14 protein-coding genes are annotated in these 15,209 nt (G+C 68.6%); 6 read left to right on the top strand and 8 right to left on the bottom strand.

Features of this window, described 5'->3' with window-relative positions; translation table 11 throughout:
- Positions 1-21: 21 nt before the first annotated feature.
- Positions 22-651, bottom strand: a complete 630-nt coding sequence (locus GON01_RS13460) for a DUF1345 domain-containing protein (RefSeq protein ID WP_157027890.1) — start codon at positions 649-651, stop codon at positions 22-24.
- 52 nt (positions 652-703) lie between these two features.
- On the opposite strand from GON01_RS13460, the gene hisS reads away from it, so the two are divergent.
- The 4 genes from hisS (at position 704) to GON01_RS13440 (ending at position 4,907) form a co-directional block, all read left to right on the top strand.
- A complete protein-coding gene (gene hisS / locus GON01_RS13455) occupies positions 704-1,948 on the top strand; it encodes a histidine--tRNA ligase (RefSeq protein ID WP_157027889.1) in 1,245 nt (414 codons plus the stop codon).
- Complete coding sequence (gene prfA, locus GON01_RS13450; RefSeq protein WP_157027888.1) at positions 1,945-3,021, top strand: peptide chain release factor 1; 1,077 nt, start codon at positions 1,945-1,947, stop codon at positions 3,019-3,021. Before hisS ends, prfA begins: the two co-directional genes overlap by 4 nt.
- Before the next feature lie 109 nt (positions 3,022-3,130).
- Positions 3,131-3,931: a peptide chain release factor N(5)-glutamine methyltransferase gene (gene prmC / locus GON01_RS13445; protein ID WP_232328847.1), complete on the top strand. Its 801-nt coding sequence runs from the start codon at positions 3,131-3,133 to the stop codon at positions 3,929-3,931.
- A gap of 289 nt (positions 3,932-4,220) precedes the next feature.
- Positions 4,221-4,907 carry a DUF4167 domain-containing protein gene (locus GON01_RS13440; protein WP_157027886.1) on the top strand — a complete coding sequence of 229 codons (687 nt, stop codon included), beginning with the start codon at positions 4,221-4,223 and terminating at the stop codon, positions 4,905-4,907.
- Between the two features lie 66 nt (positions 4,908-4,973).
- On the opposite strand, the gene GON01_RS13435 is transcribed toward GON01_RS13440, so the two are convergent.
- From GON01_RS13435 to hutH, 4 genes are all read right to left on the bottom strand, one after another.
- Positions 4,974-5,585 carry a murein L,D-transpeptidase catalytic domain family protein gene (locus GON01_RS13435; RefSeq protein WP_157027885.1) on the bottom strand — a complete coding sequence of 204 codons (612 nt, stop codon included), beginning with the start codon at positions 5,583-5,585 and terminating at the stop codon, positions 4,974-4,976.
- A 69-nt stretch (positions 5,586-5,654) separates the two neighbouring features.
- Positions 5,655-7,307: a urocanate hydratase gene (gene hutU, locus GON01_RS13430; RefSeq protein ID WP_157027884.1), complete on the bottom strand. Its 1,653-nt coding sequence runs from the start codon at positions 7,305-7,307 to the stop codon at positions 5,655-5,657.
- Complete coding sequence (gene hutG, locus GON01_RS13425; RefSeq protein ID WP_181599975.1) at positions 7,304-8,143, bottom strand: N-formylglutamate deformylase; 840 nt, start codon at positions 8,141-8,143, stop codon at positions 7,304-7,306. The genes hutU and hutG overlap by 4 nt, the downstream gene beginning before the upstream one ends.
- Positions 8,140-9,660, bottom strand: a complete 1,521-nt coding sequence (hutH, locus tag GON01_RS13420; RefSeq protein WP_157027883.1) for a histidine ammonia-lyase — start codon at positions 9,658-9,660, stop codon at positions 8,140-8,142. The genes hutG and hutH overlap by 4 nt, the downstream gene beginning before the upstream one ends.
- 61 nt (positions 9,661-9,721) lie before the next feature.
- Between hutH and GON01_RS13415 the strand changes: the two genes are divergently transcribed.
- Positions 9,722-11,071 (top strand): formimidoylglutamate deiminase, encoded by a 1,350-nt coding sequence (locus GON01_RS13415; protein ID WP_157027882.1) that lies wholly within the window; start codon positions 9,722-9,724, stop codon positions 11,069-11,071.
- A complete protein-coding gene (locus GON01_RS13410) occupies positions 11,068-11,757 on the top strand; it encodes a UTRA domain-containing protein (RefSeq protein ID WP_157027881.1) in 690 nt (229 codons plus the stop codon). Before GON01_RS13415 ends, GON01_RS13410 begins: the two co-directional genes overlap by 4 nt.
- On the opposite strand, the gene hutI is transcribed toward GON01_RS13410, so the two are convergent.
- Genes hutI through GON01_RS13395 form a run of 3 tightly spaced genes read right to left on the bottom strand, consistent with a single transcriptional unit; the run spans position 11,738 to position 15,104 of the window.
- Positions 11,738-12,934 (bottom strand): imidazolonepropionase, encoded by a 1,197-nt coding sequence (gene hutI, locus GON01_RS13405; RefSeq protein WP_157027880.1) that lies wholly within the window; start codon positions 12,932-12,934, stop codon positions 11,738-11,740. The genes GON01_RS13410 and hutI overlap by 20 nt on opposite strands.
- Before the next feature lie 26 nt (positions 12,935-12,960).
- Entirely contained in the window at positions 12,961-14,082 is a 1,122-nt protein-coding gene (gene nagA, locus GON01_RS13400; RefSeq protein ID WP_157027879.1) for an N-acetylglucosamine-6-phosphate deacetylase, read from the bottom strand.
- On the bottom strand, positions 14,082-15,104 hold the full coding sequence (locus GON01_RS13395) for an SIS domain-containing protein (RefSeq protein WP_309503267.1): 1,023 nt from the start codon (positions 15,102-15,104) through the stop codon (positions 14,082-14,084). The genes nagA and GON01_RS13395 overlap by 1 nt, the downstream gene beginning before the upstream one ends.
- Positions 15,105-15,209 lie beyond the last annotated feature (105 nt).

The raw sequence follows: 15,209 nt of genomic DNA, 5'->3' as shown, positions 1-15,209 counted from the left end.
AACGGCAATTGTCGCGTCGCGCTAGGAGCCCAACACGTTGATCGTGAAGGCGAGCACGCCGATGTTGAACACGAACGCCGCCATGCTGTGCATCAGCACGAGCTGACGCATGCGGCGGCTGCAGATCGACACGTCCGACGTCTGGAAGGTCATGCCCAGCGTGAAGGCGAAATAGAAGAAGTCCGCATAATCCGGTTCGCGGCGGCCGGGGAATTCGAGTCCGCCCCGGTCCCGATTCCCGTCCGGCAGGTAGAAGACGTGCGCGTAGTGCAGCGCATAAACGGCGTTGGAGAACAGCCAGGCAAGCGCCAGCGTCGCGATGACCAAGGCCTTGCCGAGCGCGTCGAGCCTGTCCTTCTGCGACACTTCGGAGCCGATCGCGACCAAGATCGCAAGGATCACTGCGCCCGATACAGCCAGCAACATCGCGCGATTGGCGTCGTTCAGCCGGGAGCTTTCGCGCATATGCCGCGCGTCCTTGCGCAGCAGCGGCAGGATGATGAGCAGGAATGCCAGCGCAGCGACATCGAAACCGATCATCGCGGCCCGCTCGATCGGCGCCTGTTGCGCAGCAAGCCAGGTCGTCAGCGCCAGCACGACGAGGAACGCGAGAAAGCGTTCTGGCGCGAGATAGGTACCCACCGGCCGCATGCATTGCGGACGCTAGCGAAAGCGCCGCGTCTCGCATAGAGAGCGGCGCCTTATGGGAAAGATCGAAACACCCCGCCCGATCCGCGGTACGCAGGACATGCTTGGCGAGCAGGCCCTGCGCTTCCAGCATGTGGTCGACACGTTCGACCGGGTGCGAAAGCTGTACGCCTTCCAGCGCGTCGAGGTGCCAGTGTTCGAGGCGACCGCCGTATTCGCGCGCTCGCTGGGCGAAACCACCGACGTCGTCTCGAAGGAAATGTACACCTTCGAAGATCGCGGCGGGGATTCGCTGACGCTCCGGCCGGAATTCACCGCCGGCATCGCCCGCGCCTATCTGACCGAAGGCTGGCAGCAATATGCGCCGCTGAAGGTCGCGACGCACGGGCCGCTGTTCCGCTACGAACGGCCGCAGAAAGGCCGGTTCCGGCAATTCCACCAGCTCGACGCCGAAGTGATCGGCGCGGCCGAGCCGGCGGCCGATGTCGAGCTGCTGGTGATGGCCGATCAGTTGTTGAAGGAACTGGGCGTCAGCGATGGCGTGACGCTGCAGCTGAACACGCTGGGCGATGCCGAGACGCGGACCGCCTGGCGCGACGCGCTGGTCCGCCACTTTGCGGCGCATCGCGGCGAGATGTCGCAGGAGAGCCTCGACCGGCTGGAGCGCAACCCGATGCGCATCCTCGACAGCAAGGACCCGCGCGATCGCCCGATCGCCGACGCGGCGCCGTCGATCGACGACGTGTTGACCAGCGAGGCCGGCGCCTTCTTCGAAGCGGTGACGAAAGGCCTCGACGCCGCCGGCGTCGCCTGGACTCGCAACCCCAGCCTCGTCCGCGGCCTCGATTATTACCGCCACACCGCGTTCGAGTTCGTGACCGACCGCCTGGGCGCGCAGGGGACGGTGCTGGGCGGTGGCCGCTATGACGGACTGATCGAAAATCTCGGCGGCCCGCACACGCCAGCCGTCGGCTGGGCGGCGGGAATCGAGCGGCTGGCGATGCTGGTCGAGGCGCCGGCTAGTCAGGTCTTGGACGTCGTTATCGCTGTCGAAGACGACGAGGCCCTTACCGATGCAACTGCTCGATTATCCGATCTAAGACGTGCTGGCTTGTCAGCGGACATGATCGCATCGGGTTCCCCCCGAAAACGCTTCGATAAGGCTGCTAAAGTGCCGGCACGGATTATCTTGAGCTTTGTTGTGCGCGATGGAAAGGTGCGTGTCGGCTCGCGAGGTGACAAGGAATTAGTCGAGCGGATCAGTCATCTGTTGCCGCTTTCCTCACCTGAGGCCGCATGACTACAATCTCCCCCGAACGGATCGCGCAGATCGAGGCGCGGCGGGACGAGTTGCAGGCGCTGATGGCGTCGGGCGAGCTTGCCGCCGAGCGGTTCGTCGCCGTCTCCAAGGAGTATGCCGAGCTGGAGCCGGTCGCCAAAGCCGCGGGCGAGGTGCGGCGGCTGCGCGCCGAGCTCGGCGTGCTCGCCGACATGGCGAACGACAATGATCCCGACATCCGCGAAATGGCGGTCGAGGAAGCCGCCTCGATCCGCGAACGGCTGCCGGCGGCGGAGCGTGACCTGGCAGTCAAGCTGCTCCCCCGGGACGCGGCCGACGAGCGCGCGGCGATGCTCGAAATCCGCGCCGGCACCGGCGGCGACGAGGCCGCGCTGTTCGCGGGCGACCTGTTCCGCATGTACCAGCGCTATGCCGAGGAGCGCGGCTGGCGGGTCGAGCTGATCTCCGCGAGCCCGTCGGAGCTCGGCGGCTACAAGGAAGTGGTGGCGAGCGTGACCGGCCAGGGCGTGTTCGCGCGGCTGAAGTTCGAAAGCGGCGTGCACCGCGTCCAGCGCGTGCCGGCGACCGAAAGCGGCGGCCGCATCCACACCTCCGCCGCCACCGTCGCGGTCTTGCCCGAGGCGGAGGACGTCGACGTGCATATCGACGAAGCGAAGGATCTGCGCATCGACATCTACCGCTCGTCCGGGCCCGGCGGCCAGTCCGTCAACACGACGGACTCGGCCGTGCGCATCACCCATTTGCCGACCGGCCTGGTGGTGATCCAGCAGGACGAGAAATCGCAGCACAAGAACAAGGCCAAGGCGCTGAAAGTGCTGCGCACCCGCCTTTACGAGATGGAACGCGAGCGGCTGCACAACGAACGCGCCGGCGCGCGCAAGTCGATGGTCGGCTCAGGCGACCGATCGGAGCGCATCCGCACCTATAATTTCCCGCAAGGCCGGGTGACCGACCACCGCATCAACCTGACGCTGCACCGCCTGCCCGAAATCCTCGAAGGCCATATGGACGAGCTGATCGAGGCGCTGATCGCGGAGGATCAGGCGGAAAAACTGGCGAATCTGGATGGGTAAGAAAACCCCTCCCCTTCAGGGAAGGGGTTGGGGTGGGGCCGGTCCGTCGGACTCCGAGCGTCAAACCAGCCCCAGCCCCAACCCCTTCCCTGAAGGGGAGGAGCTTAGTTTGGCTGCCGCCGCCCGGCGCCTCGCCCCTATCTCCCCCACCCCGCGTCTCGACGCCGAACTGCTGCTCGCCCACGCGCTCGGCATCTCACGGGAGGCGCTGCTGCTCGGGCCCGGCCGCCCCGTGCCGCCCGCCTTCGAAGCGCTGCTCCGCCGCCGCCTCGCGCACGAGCCGGTCGCCTATATCACCGGCACCAGGAGCTTCTGGACGCTCGATCTCCACGTCACGCCGGACGTGCTGATTCCCCGACCGGACACCGAGACGCTGCTCGAAACGGCGATCGCGCATTTCACCGGCCGCGCCCCGCGTATCATGCTCGATCTCGGCACCGGCTCCGGCGCGCTGCTGCTGGCGGGCCTCGACCAGTGGCGGTCCGCATGGGGACTCGGCCTCGACCAGTCCGCGGCGGCGCTGAAGGTCGCGCGCGGCAACGCCGAACGGCTCGGTTTTGGCGACCGCGCCGCGTTCGTCCGCGGGAGCTGGGCCGACGCACTCGATGCCCGCGTCGACCTGGTCCTGTGCAACCCGCCCTATGTCGAATCCGGCGCTGCCCTGCCGCCCGACGTCGCCGACCACGAGCCATCCGCGGCGCTTTATGCAGGGCCGGAGGGGCTGGACGATTATCGCTCCCTCATTCCCCAGCTGCCACGCCTGCTGGCGCCGCAGGGGCTCGCCGTGCTCGAAATCGGCGCCACCCAGGCGGCGGCCGTGAGGCGGCTGGTCGAGGCGGCCGGACTGAAGGCCGTGACGGCGAAGGACCTGGCGGGACTTGACCGCTGCCTGGCCGTGACTGCGCCCTGACACAGATCAGCAAGAATTTGCCGCTAATTTCCACTTGGTTTTTGTGACACGACCCACTAGATAAGGGGCCAGAGGGGAAGGCAGTTTTTCGAAAACGGCGCCCAACGGCGGTTCGAAAAGGGCCTCCCATCCCCACAGCTAAGACGCGGTTATGACCCGGCCGCGCTGGCGAATGGCGTGAGCCTGCGCATGCGGCGCGGCTCCCCAGGGCCGCGCATCCGACGGAGTTCGAGAAGGAACTGGACGGGGCCGGAACGGACAAGTTTTTGGGTGAAGTAGAGGACATCCTTTGATCGACAATCGTCAGGGCGGCCGCCGTCGCGGCCGTGGCGGCCAGCGGCCGCAGGGCAATCCGGGGCGTCCCGGCGGTGGCGGTGGCAACCGCATCGACAATCGCGCCCGCGGGAACGCCCAGCAGCTTCACGAGAAATACAAGAATCTGGCGCGCGACGCGCAGATGGCCGGCGACCGCGTCACCACCGAATATTATCTGCAGTTTGCAGATCATTATTTCCGGGTGCTGAGCGAATCCCGCGCCCGCTTCGAGGAACAGCGGCCGCAGCGCAGCGGCTCGGACGACGAGTTCGAGGGCGAAGACGGCGGCGACGAGTTCGAAGCGCGCGACAACAACCAGCGGCGCGAGCGCAACGATCGCGATCGCGGCGACCGCAACGGCTTCCGCCGCGACGATGAGCGACGCGACCGGCAGCCGGCGCAAGCGGCCGAAGCAGCGGGCGATGGCTCCGAAGCCTCGGAGACCCGCAGCGGCGACGAGGAAGGCCAGCGCCGCAACCGCCGTCCCCGCCGCCAGCGCGAGGATAGCGAGCCGGTCGAGGCGTTCGATGTCGATCGCCTGCCACCGTCGATCGCCGCCGACACCGGCGCGGCCGAGGAGCAGCCGGCACCGCGCCGCCGCACACGCCGCCCGCGGCCGGAAGGGGCCAACGACACGGTCGAAGTGCCGCCCGCAGCCTGATCGATCGCCGCTAACAGAAAAGGGCGTCCACCGTTGCGGTGCGCGCCCTTTCTCTATTCGGCGAGATCAGAATTTGCCGGCGGTAATCAGCCGTCCGGGCCCGAGCCGCTCCAGCACGCGCGGCAGGTCGGCCTCGCTGAACGCGAAGCAGCCTTCGCTGCGGCCTAGCTTGCCGTGCTCCGCGACCATCTGCGGGCTGACATACCAGGCGCCGTGAATCACGACCGCCCGCGGCTCGGCATTGCAGTTGGTGGGGTCAAGTCCCTGCAGGCGCATCGAGCGGCCATGCTTGCCCTCATATTCGCCGGCCGTCAGGTACACGCCCGAAGAAGTCGCGTTCGACCCTTCGTCGTTCGAAAAACGCTTCAGCCAGCCGCTGTGATCCGGGTCAGACCCGCGGCCGTGCGCGACCAGGAAGCTCGACACACGCCCGTTGGCCATGTCGACGAGGTAAAAACGCGGATCGCGTGAAGCCGGGCTGAAATCGGCAACGCCGACCAGGTCGCGATGCTCGGCCGCGCCGCCATGCGTTGCCAGCGCCCGCCGCGCTGCCTTCACGATATCCGATTCATTCTGTTTCGGGGCGACCAGTGTCCCCAGTGCCGCCGGCGCGCGGGCCGTCCCCGTCACCGCCAACGCCGCCACGGACCCGATCAGCCCCCGCCGCGAAATCAACATGCATCGAAGGTATGGGCGAAGGTTCCCGACAACAACGATCGTCAACGCGGCCCAGGCACGGTTCGTCGCCTAAAGAGAGGGAAGGTCCAGCCCTTTTTCCCGCGCGCATTCCACCGCGATGTCGTAGCCGGCATCCGCGTGGCGCATGACCCCGGTGGCGGGGTCGTTCCACAGCACGCGTTCCAGCCGGGTGGCGGCTTCGTCGGTTCCGTCGGCAACGATCACCATGCCGGCGTGCTGCGAATAGCCCATGCCGACGCCGCCGCCATGGTGCAGCGAGACCCAGGTCGCGCCGCTCGCGGTGTTCAGCAGCGCGTTCAGCAGCGGCCAGTCCGAGACCGCGTCGGAGCCGTCGCGCATCGCTTCGGTCTCGCGATTCGGGCTGGCGACGGAGCCCGAATCGAGATGGTCGCGGCCGATCACAACCGGCGCCTTCAGCTCGCCAGAGCGCACCATCTCGTTGAAGGCGAGGCCGAGGCGGTGGCGGTCGCCCAGGCCCACCCAGCAGATGCGCGCCGGCAGGCCTTGGAAGGCGATCCGCTCCTTCGCCATGTCGAGCCAGCGATGGAGATGCGCATTGCCGGGCAGCAGTTCCTTCACCTTGGCGTCGGTCCTGTAGATGTCCTCCGGATCGCCGGACAACGCACACCAGCGGAACGGGCCGACACCGCGGCAGAAGAGCGGGCGGATATAGGCGGGCACGAAGCCGGGGAAAGCGAACGCGTCCGCGACGCCTTCATCTTTCGCCATCTGGCGGATATTGTTGCCGTAATCGAGCGTCGGCACGCCCGCTTTCCAGAAATCGAGCATCGCGCGGACATGCTCGGCCATCGACGCCTTGGCCGCGTGCTCGACTGCCTTGGGATCGGCCTCGCGCTCGCGCATCCAGCGGTCGAGCGTCCAGCCCTTGGGGAGGTACCCGTTGACCGGATCGTGGGCCGAGGTCTGGTCCGTCACCACGTCCGGCCGCACGCCGCGCCGCACCAGCTCCGGATAGGTATCCGCGGCATTGCCGAGCAGACCGACCGAGATCGGCGCCTTCGCGGTCGTGACCAGCTCCAGCGCTTCGTCCAGGCTGTCGGTCGCGCGATCGAGATAGCGGGTCTTCAGCCGCATCTCGATCCGGCTCGGTTGGCATTCGACCGCAAGGCACGAGGCGCCGGCCATCACCGCCGCCAGCGGCTGCGCGCCGCCCATGCCGCCCAGGCCCGCCGTCAGAATCCATTTGCCGGAAAGGTCGCCGCCATAATGCTGGCGCCCGACCTCGACGAAGGTCTCGTAGGTGCCTTGGACGATACCCTGCGTGCCGATGTAGATCCAGCTGCCGGCCGTCATCTGGCCGTACATCATCAGCCCTTTGCGATCGAGCTCGTTGAAATGGTCCCAATCGGCCCAGCGCGGCACGAGGTTGGAGTTGGCGATCAGCACGCGCGGCGCGTCACGGTGGGTGCGGAACACGCCGACCGGCTTGCCGGACTGGACCAGCAGCGTCTCCTCGTCCCCTAGCCGCTTCAGCACGGCTGCGATGCGGTCGAAGCTTTCCCAGTCCCGCGCCGCCCGGCCGATGCCGCCATAGACGACGAGCTCCTGCGGGTTCTCGGCGACCTCGTCGTCGAGATTGTTCATCAGCATCCGCAAGGGGGCCTCGGTCAGCCAGCTTTTCGCATTGAGCTCGGACCCACGGGGCGCGCGGATGTGGCGGCTGTTGTCGAGGCGGCTCATGCTTGCTCCTTGGCAAAGGCGATGCAGGCGCGGAGCACTTGGGCAAGCGTGTCGCGCATCGGGGCCGCGCGCGCGTCGTCGTAGCGCACGGGCCAGGTTTCGGGGGTGAAGGCGGTGGGTTCGTCGAGATAGCCGCGCATCGCCAGCTCCATCTGGATCGCGTGCACGCCGTCTTCCGGGCGGCCATAATGGCGCGTCGTCCAGCCGCCCTTGAAGCGGCCATCGATGACAACGCCGTGCTCCGGCGAAGGCCGAGCAACGCTCCGGCCTTCGCCGGAGCACGCGGAGCGGACTGCTTCCGCCAGTTCAGGCGCGCAGCTCTTCCCGCTGTTGGTGCCGATGTTGAACTGCGGCAACTCGCCGTCGAACAGGCGCGGCACGACGCTGCGGATCGAATGGGCTTCATAGAGCACGATCGCCGGGTGCAGCGCCCGCAGACGCGCGATCTCGCTGTCAAGCGCGGCATGATAGGGGCGGAAATAGGCGTCCACGCGCCGCGCGATTTCCACTTCGACCGGCGCTTCCCGCCAGAGCGGCTCGCCATCGAAGGTCGTGGTCGGGCACAGTTCCGTGGTCGCCTGGCCAGGGTAGAGCGACGCGCCCGACGGGTCGCGATTCACGTCGACGACAGTCCGCGAGATCGACGTGGCGACGATCGTCGCGCCGAGCTCGCGCGCAAAGTCGTAGAGCCGATCGACATGCCAGTCGGCGTCCTGGCGCCCGATCCACGGCGAGACCAGCGCGGTTTCGACGTCCGCAGGCATATCCGTGCCGGCATGCGGGATCGAGACGATCAGCGGCGCGTCGCCGCGGCGGATCGTCAGCCAGTCGGTCACGCGGCCAGCTCCGGCAGAGTCACGCCGGCGGCTGCGGCGAGTTCGCCGCTCGCGACCAGCCGCGTGGCTGCGAGCATATCGGGATGGAAATAGCGGTCGTCCTGCAGTTTCGACACGGCATTGCGCACCGCCGTCCGCGCACGCTCCAGCGGCTCGCTGGAGGTGAGGGGCGCCAGGAAGTCGCAGCCCTGCGCGGCCGCCAGCAGCTCGATGCCGATCACGTTGCCCAGATTCTCCGCCATCGCGACCAGCCGCCGCGCGCCATGGGCGGCCATCGAAACATGGTCTTCCTGGTTGGCGGAGGTCGGGATCGAATCGACGCTGGCCGGATAAGCGCGCTGCTTGTTCTCCGAGACGAGCGCCGCCGCCGTCACCTGCGGGATCATGAACCCGGAATTGAGGCCGGGTGCGGGGGTCAGGAACGCCGGCAGTCCCGACAGCGCCGGATCGACCAGCATCGCGATCCGCCGCTCGGCGATCGAGCCGATCTCGCACAGCGCCAGCGCGATCATGTCGGCGGCGAAGGCGACCGGCTCCGCGTGGAAATTGCCGCCGGACAGCGCCTCGTCGCTGTCGGCGAAGATCAGCGGATTGTCGGAAACGCCGTTCGCTTCGTCGGCCAGCGTCGCCGCCGTCTGGCGCAGTAGGTCGAGCACCGCGCCCATCACCTGCGGCTGGCAGCGCAGGCAATAGGGGTCCTGCACGCGCGTGTCGTTCTCGCGGTGCGATTCACGGATCGCGGAGCCGGCGACCAGTGCGCGCAACGCCTCGGCCACTTCGATCTGCCCGCGCTGGCGGCGAAGCGCATGGATGCGCGGATCGAAGGGCGTGTCGGAGCCACGTGCCGCCTCGGTCGACAGCGCGCCGGTGACCAGCGCGGCCTGCAGTAGCCGCTCCGCCTCGAACAGCCCGGCGAGCGCATAGGCGCAGGAGAATTGCGTGCCGTTCAGCAGCGCCAGCCCTTCCTTGGGCCCGAGCGACAGCGGCTTGAGGCCCGCGCCGTCCAGCGCGACAGCGGCGGGCCGTCGTTCGCCCGAAACGCAGATCTCGCCCACTCCGATCATCGTTGCCGCGAGGTGCGCCAGCGGCGCCAGATCGCCGCTCGCGCCGACCGACCCCTGCGCCGGGATCACCGGCACCAGGTCCCGCTCGATCATCGCCGCGAGCAGCTCGATCGTCGCGCGCCGCACGCCGGACGCACCCTGCGCCAGGCTGGCGAGCTTCAGCGCCATCATCAGCCGCGCGACCGGCGCGGGCATCGGCTCGCCGACGCCCGCGGCATGGCTGAGCACGATGTTGCGCTGGAGCATCGCCAGGTCCGCGTCGGCGATGCGCACGCTTGCCAGCTTCCCGAAGCCGGTGTTGATGCCATAGACCGGTTCGCCCCTGGCGACGATCCGCTCGACCGCCGCGGCGCCGGCGTCGATCGCCGCCATGCAGGCGGGATCGAGCGCGACCGCGCCGCCTTCATAGATGTTGCGCCACTCTGCGAGCGAAACCGAACCGGGCGTGAGCATGGGCACAATCTTGCCGTGCGCGGCAAATATGTCTAGTCATAATAATCAGGAGGAGGCCCGGATGACGCAGCTTTGGTTCAAAACGGCATTGCTGCCCCAGGGCTGGGCCGGCCGGGTGCGCGTACGGATCGAGGGCGGCCGGATTGCAGGCGTAGAGACGCAGGTCGAGCCCGCCTCCGGCGACGAGCGCCACGCGATCGCCCTTCCCGGCCAGTGCAACGTGCACAGCCACGGCTTCCAGCGCGGCATGGCGGGGCTGACCGAGCAGCGCGGCCGCCCACACGACGATTTCTGGAGCTGGCGGGAGCTGATGTACCGCTTCCTCGACCGGCTCGATCCCGAGGATATCGCGGCGATCACGGCCCAGGCCTATGTCGAGATGCTGGAGACCGGGTATACGCGGGTCGGAGAGTTCCACTATCTCCACAACGCAGCGAATGGCCAACGCTATGACGCGCCCGAGGCAACGGCCGCGGCGATCGTGGAGGCCGCACGGCAGACCGGCATCGGCCTGACCTTGCTGCCGGTCTTTTACGCTCATGCCGATTTCGGCGGCACTCCGCCCGCGCCCGGCCAGCGCCGCTTCATCTCGAACCTGGACGGCTTCGCGCGGCTGGTCGACGCCAGCGAAAAGCTGTTGGACGGCGACGATCGGATCGGCATCGCGCCCCACTCGCTGCGCGCGGTCACGCCCGACGAGCTGAAACAGCTGCTGACGCTCCGCCCCGCCGCGCCCGTGCACATCCATGCGGCCGAGCAGACAAAGGAAGTGGAGGCCAGCATCGCGCACCTGAGGGCGCGGCCCGTCGAGTGGCTGCTAGGCAATGCTGGCGTCGATGCGCGCTGGTGCCTCGTGCACTCGATCCACCTGACGGAGGTTGAGACCGACGCGCTCGCCGCCAGCGACGCGGCGGCCGGCCTGTGCCCGGTCACCGAAGCGAACCTCGGGGACGGCATCTTCCCGGCCCGGCGCTATCTGGATGCAGGCGGGCGGTTCGCGACCGGCACCGATTCGAACATCCAGATCGACATCGCCGCCGAGCTGCGCCAGCTCGAATACAGCCAGCGCCTGCGCGACCGCGCGCGGGGATGCCTCGCCACCCCCGAAGAGCCGTCGGTCGGCGGTCGCCTGTTCCGTGCGGCCGGCACGGGCGGGGCGCAGGCGCTGCAGGGCGAATTCGGCATTGTCGTGGGCCATTCCGCTGATATCGTCTCGCTCGATGCCGACCATTCGTCGCTGATCGAGCGCAATGGCGACGCGCTGATCGACGGCTGGATCTTCGGCAGCAATCGTCCGGCGGTCGATTGCGTCTGGCGCGGCGGAAAACCGGTCGTACGCGACGGAGCGCATCTCGCACGCGCAGAAGTGGCGACGCGCTACCGCAAGACCCTCGCCAAGCTCCTTGCATGACGATCGAGGCGCGCATCCGCGCCGACCTCGAACACCGCATCCGCTCGGGCGAGCTCCGCCCCGGTGCGCGCATCCCGTTCGAGCATGAGCTGGTCGCCCATTATGGCTGCGCTCGCGCGACCGTCGGCAAGGCGCTGGCGTCGCTTGCCCGTGCGGGACTGATCGAGCGACGGCGCAAGGCCGGATCGTTCGTCGCCCATCCGCACAGCGAAGCGGCCGTGCTCGACATTCCCGACATCGGCGCGGCGGTCGCGGCGCGCGGCGGCGGCTATCGTTTCGAGCGGATCGCGCGGGTCGCGGAGCAGGGAGACGCGAGTCCATTCGCCCCCGGCACCGAGCTGCTGCGGCTCGAGGGCGTGCATCACGCGATTGACGGCCCGTTCGCGCACGAGCTGCGTTGGATCAGCCTCGCCGTGGTCCCGGACGCGCGCGCCGAGCCGTTCGAAGCGGTCGCCCCCGGCGTGTGGCTGCTCGACCATGTGCCATGGAGCGAGGCCGAACACCGGATTTCGGCGACCGGCGCGACGGGCGATATCGCGACGTGCCTCCAGCTGCCGCGCGGCACGCCGTGCCTCCGCCTCACCCGCACGACCTGGCGCAATGGCGAGCCAGTCACGCATGTGCGCCAGACCTTCCCAGGCGACCGCTACGACCTGGTCGCCCGCTTCACGCCGGCCGGGCGCTAGTCTCACCCCCGAACACCCGCGCATGGAGCGGGTTGAAGCCGATCCGGTAAACCAGCTCCGCCGGCTCCCGCACGTCCCAAATGGCCAGATCACAGGCCTTGCCGATCTCGATCGTGCCGATCTCGTCCGAAAGGCCCAGCGCGGCGGCGGCGTTGCGGGTAACGCCCAGCAGGCACTCCTCGACCGTCATCCGGAAGAAAGTCGCCGCCATGTTCATCACCAGCAGCAGCGAGGTCATCGGCGAGGTGCCCGGATTGCTGTCGGTCGCAAGCGCGACCGGCACGCCGGCGGCGCGGAGCCCGTCGATCGGCGGCAGCTTCGTCTCGCGCGTGAAGTAATAGGCGCCGGGCAGCAGGGTCGCGACGGTGCCTGCGCGCGCCATCGCGGCGACGCCGGCTTCGTCGAGATGCTCGAGATGATCGGCTGAGAGAGCGCCATAGCTGGCCGCGAGCGCCGCCCCGTGCAGGTTCGAAAGCTGCTCGGCATGGAGCTTCACCGGCAGGCCGGCTTCGCGCGCAGCCGCGAACACCCGCTCCACCTGCGCCGACGAAAAGCCGATGCCTTCGCAGAACGCGTCCACCGCGTCAGCCAGACCGCCGAGCGCGGAGATCATCTCGGCGACGGCGTCGACATAATCGTCGGCACGCCCGGCAAATTCCGGCGGCAGCGCGTGAGCGCCGAGGAATGTCGTCGCGACCCGCACCGGCCGGCGCTCACCGAGCGAGCGCGCCGCGCTCAGCATCTTGCGCTCGGACTCAACGTCCAGACCGTAACCCGACTTGATCTCGATCGTCGTCACGCCTTCGGCCAGCAGCGCGTCGAGTCGGGTCAGCGATTGCTCGACCAGCTCCGCCTCGCTTGCCTCACGCGTGTGGCGCATGGTCGAGACGATGCCGCCGCCGGCGCGCGCTATCTCCTCGTAGCTCGCGCCTTTCAGCCGCAGCTCGAACTCGGCGGCGCGGTTGCCGGCATAGACGAGGTGGGTGTGGCAATCGATCAGCCCGGGCGTCACCAGCCGCCCGACGCAGTCGATCGTGCGCTCGGCCTCGACGGCCTGCGGCCCGACATGGACGATCCGGCCCTGTCTGGCTGCAATCGTGCCCAGCTCGGCCGAAACCGGCCGGCCCGGGGCCATCGTCAGCAAGCGGGCATTGGTCCAGAGTGTGTCGGCGCGCATCGCGCCCTGCCTACAAGAGCGCGGCGTCAGACCGCAACGCCGTCGATCCAGGTGCCGCGCAGGTTCAGCTCGCTATCGAGCCGGACAAGACTGGCCATGGCTCCGGGCGCGATCCGGCCATGGCTTGACCCCAGTCCGAGGAAACGAGCGGGCACCGCAGAAGCCATCGTCAGTGCCTGTTCCGGTGCGAGACCCAACATCGAAACCGCGTTCCGCACTGCCAGCGCCATGTCGAGATCGGAACCCGCAAGCGTGCCCGTGTCGTCGACGCACACGCCGTTCTCGACGCGGATATGCTTGCCTTGCAGAATGAAATCGTCGCCGTCGCCGACCGTCGGCATCGCGTCCGTGACCAGCATGAAGGCGTCGGGCGACCGCGCCCGGATCGCGATTCGCAACGTCGCCGGGTTGACGTGGCGGCCGTCGACGATGATCCCGGCCGTCACGCGGTCGCTGTCGAGCACTGCCCCCACCATGCCCGGCTCGCGATTGCCGAGCGGCGACATCGCATTGAACAGATGCGTTGCGCCGCTGAGCCCAGCCTCGATCGCGGCCATCGCCTCGGAATAGGTCGCGTTGGTGTGACCGGCCGAAATGATCGCCCCGCGCTCGGCCAGCGCCCGGATCATCGCGGGGCTTGTGCGCTCCGGCGCCAGCGTCACCAGCGTCCGGCCGTTGCGCAGCCGCGTCACCTTCCCGACAGCCTCGACATCGAGCGAGCGGATCTTGCTCGCAAGATGGATGCCTCTGCGCTCCACGTTCAGGAACGGCCCTTCGATGTGAATGCCGAGCACGCCCGGCACGCCTTGCTCGATCGCCGCTTCGGCCGCCTCGATCGCGCGGCCGATCACCGGCAGATCGTCGCTGATCAGCGTCGGCAGGAAGCCGGTGGTGCCGAAGCGGCGGTGCGCGGCGCCGATCCGCGCGATCGCCTCGACCGTCGGCGCGTCGTTGAACAGCACGCCGCCGCCGCCGTTCACCTGGGTGTCGATGAAACCCGGCGCAAGGATGTCGCCGTCGAGATCGATGCGCTGTCCCTCCATCTCTCCGCCAAGGGCCGCGATCCGCCCGTCCTCGACCGCCACCGTGACATTCTCGCGGAACGCACCATCGATCAGCACGCGGCCGTTGTGGAAGACGGTTCGCATCAGACCGTCTCGGTCACTTTGCTGAGGTGCGGCGGCCGGTCCGGATCGAATCCCCGCGCGACCGCCAGCTGCGCGGCGGCCCGGTAAAAGCTCTGCACCTGCAGCAAGGGAGTGGCGGCCGCACTGGCGTCCGGCGTCGGCAGCGCGATCGCACCTGGCACCGCGCCGCCGGCCACAAACACGGGTGTGCCGCGCGCCGCCGCGTCTGCCGCCAATGTCTCAACTCCGACGGCGGTCTCGTCGGGCTGCCGGAACACGAGCAGCGGGAAATCGGGCCCGACCAGCGCCATCGGCCCGTGCCGGACCTCGGCCGTGCTGAACGCCTCGGCATGGAGACCGCTGGTTTCCTTCAGCTTCAGCGCCGCTTCCTGCGCGGCACCCAGGCCGAGGCCGCGGCCGAGGACATAGAGGCCCCGCGCGTCGCGCAGGCCCTCGACCAGCGGCGACCAGTCGCATTCCCAGCTTTGCGCCAGCAGGGCCGGCAGTTCACCCAAATCGCTCGCATCCTGCGTCCAGGCGGACACGATCTGCAGCAGCGCCGCCAGGCTGGCGATGAAGCTCTTGGTGGCGGCGACGCTCCGTTCCGGGCCGGCATGGAGCGGCAGCAGCCAGTCGGCGCGTTCTCCGAGCGGCGAATCGGCGACGTTCACCAGCGCGGCGACCGAGGCGCCGGCACGCACCGCGGCGTCGACGGTCGCGAGCAGGTCGGGGCTGGCGCCGGATTGCGAGACGGCGAGGCACAGCGTTCGCCTCAGCCTGGGCGCGACCCCGTAAACCGACGCGGTGGACGGCGCGGCGGAGGCAACCGGCGTGCCGGTGCGCGTCTCGATCAGATATTTGGCGAAGGTCGCCGCATGGTCGGAACTGCCACGCGCGCAGGTCAGCACCAGCTCCGGCGGCGCCTCGCGCAGGCGGCGGCCGAGCGCCGCGAAGATCTCGGCATTGCCGGCCAGCATCCGCTCGACCGCCGCGGGGGCCTCGGCGGCTTCGGTGAACATCAGGGTCGATTCGGCCGCGATCACAACAGGTTCAGCTCCGTCAGGGACACAGGCGGTTCTCCGATACCAGATGCGGACCGGCCCAGGCCACAGCCGCGGGTTGACCAGAATCGTATACGATGTAGGGAG

This window comes from Sphingomonas horti (assembly GCF_009753715.1).
Lineage (GTDB): Bacteria > Pseudomonadota > Alphaproteobacteria > Sphingomonadales > Sphingomonadaceae > Sphingomonas_B > Sphingomonas_B horti.
Note: the sequence above shows the minus strand (reverse complement) of the source record. Positions and strands in the feature narration are given on the sequence as shown.

Bases quoted from the DNA above. Each gene is read 5' to 3' on its own strand.
- prfA (WP_157027888.1), top strand. From the start codon at position 1,945: ATGACTACAATCTCCCCCGAACGGATCGCGCAGATCGAGGCGCGGCGG.
- hutU (WP_157027884.1), bottom strand. From the start codon at position 7,307: ATGAGCCGCCTCGACAACAGCCGCCACATCCGCGCGCCCCGTGGGTCC.
- GON01_RS13410 (WP_157027881.1), top strand. From the start codon at position 11,068: ATGACGATCGAGGCGCGCATCCGCGCCGACCTCGAACACCGCATCCGC.
- GON01_RS13460 (WP_157027890.1), bottom strand. From the start codon at position 651: ATGCGGCCGGTGGGTACCTATCTCGCGCCAGAACGCTTTCTCGCGTTC.
- hutH (WP_157027883.1), bottom strand. From the start codon at position 9,660: ATGCTCACGCCCGGTTCGGTTTCGCTCGCAGAGTGGCGCAACATCTAT.
- GON01_RS13435 (WP_157027885.1), bottom strand. From the start codon at position 5,585: ATGTTGATTTCGCGGCGGGGGCTGATCGGGTCCGTGGCGGCGTTGGCG.
- hisS (WP_157027889.1), top strand. From the start codon at position 704: ATGGGAAAGATCGAAACACCCCGCCCGATCCGCGGTACGCAGGACATG.
- hutI (WP_157027880.1), bottom strand. From the start codon at position 12,934: ATGCGCGCCGACACACTCTGGACCAATGCCCGCTTGCTGACGATGGCC.
- nagA (WP_157027879.1), bottom strand. From the start codon at position 14,082: ATGCGAACCGTCTTCCACAACGGCCGCGTGCTGATCGATGGTGCGTTC.
- GON01_RS13415 (WP_157027882.1), top strand. From the start codon at position 9,722: ATGACGCAGCTTTGGTTCAAAACGGCATTGCTGCCCCAGGGCTGGGCC.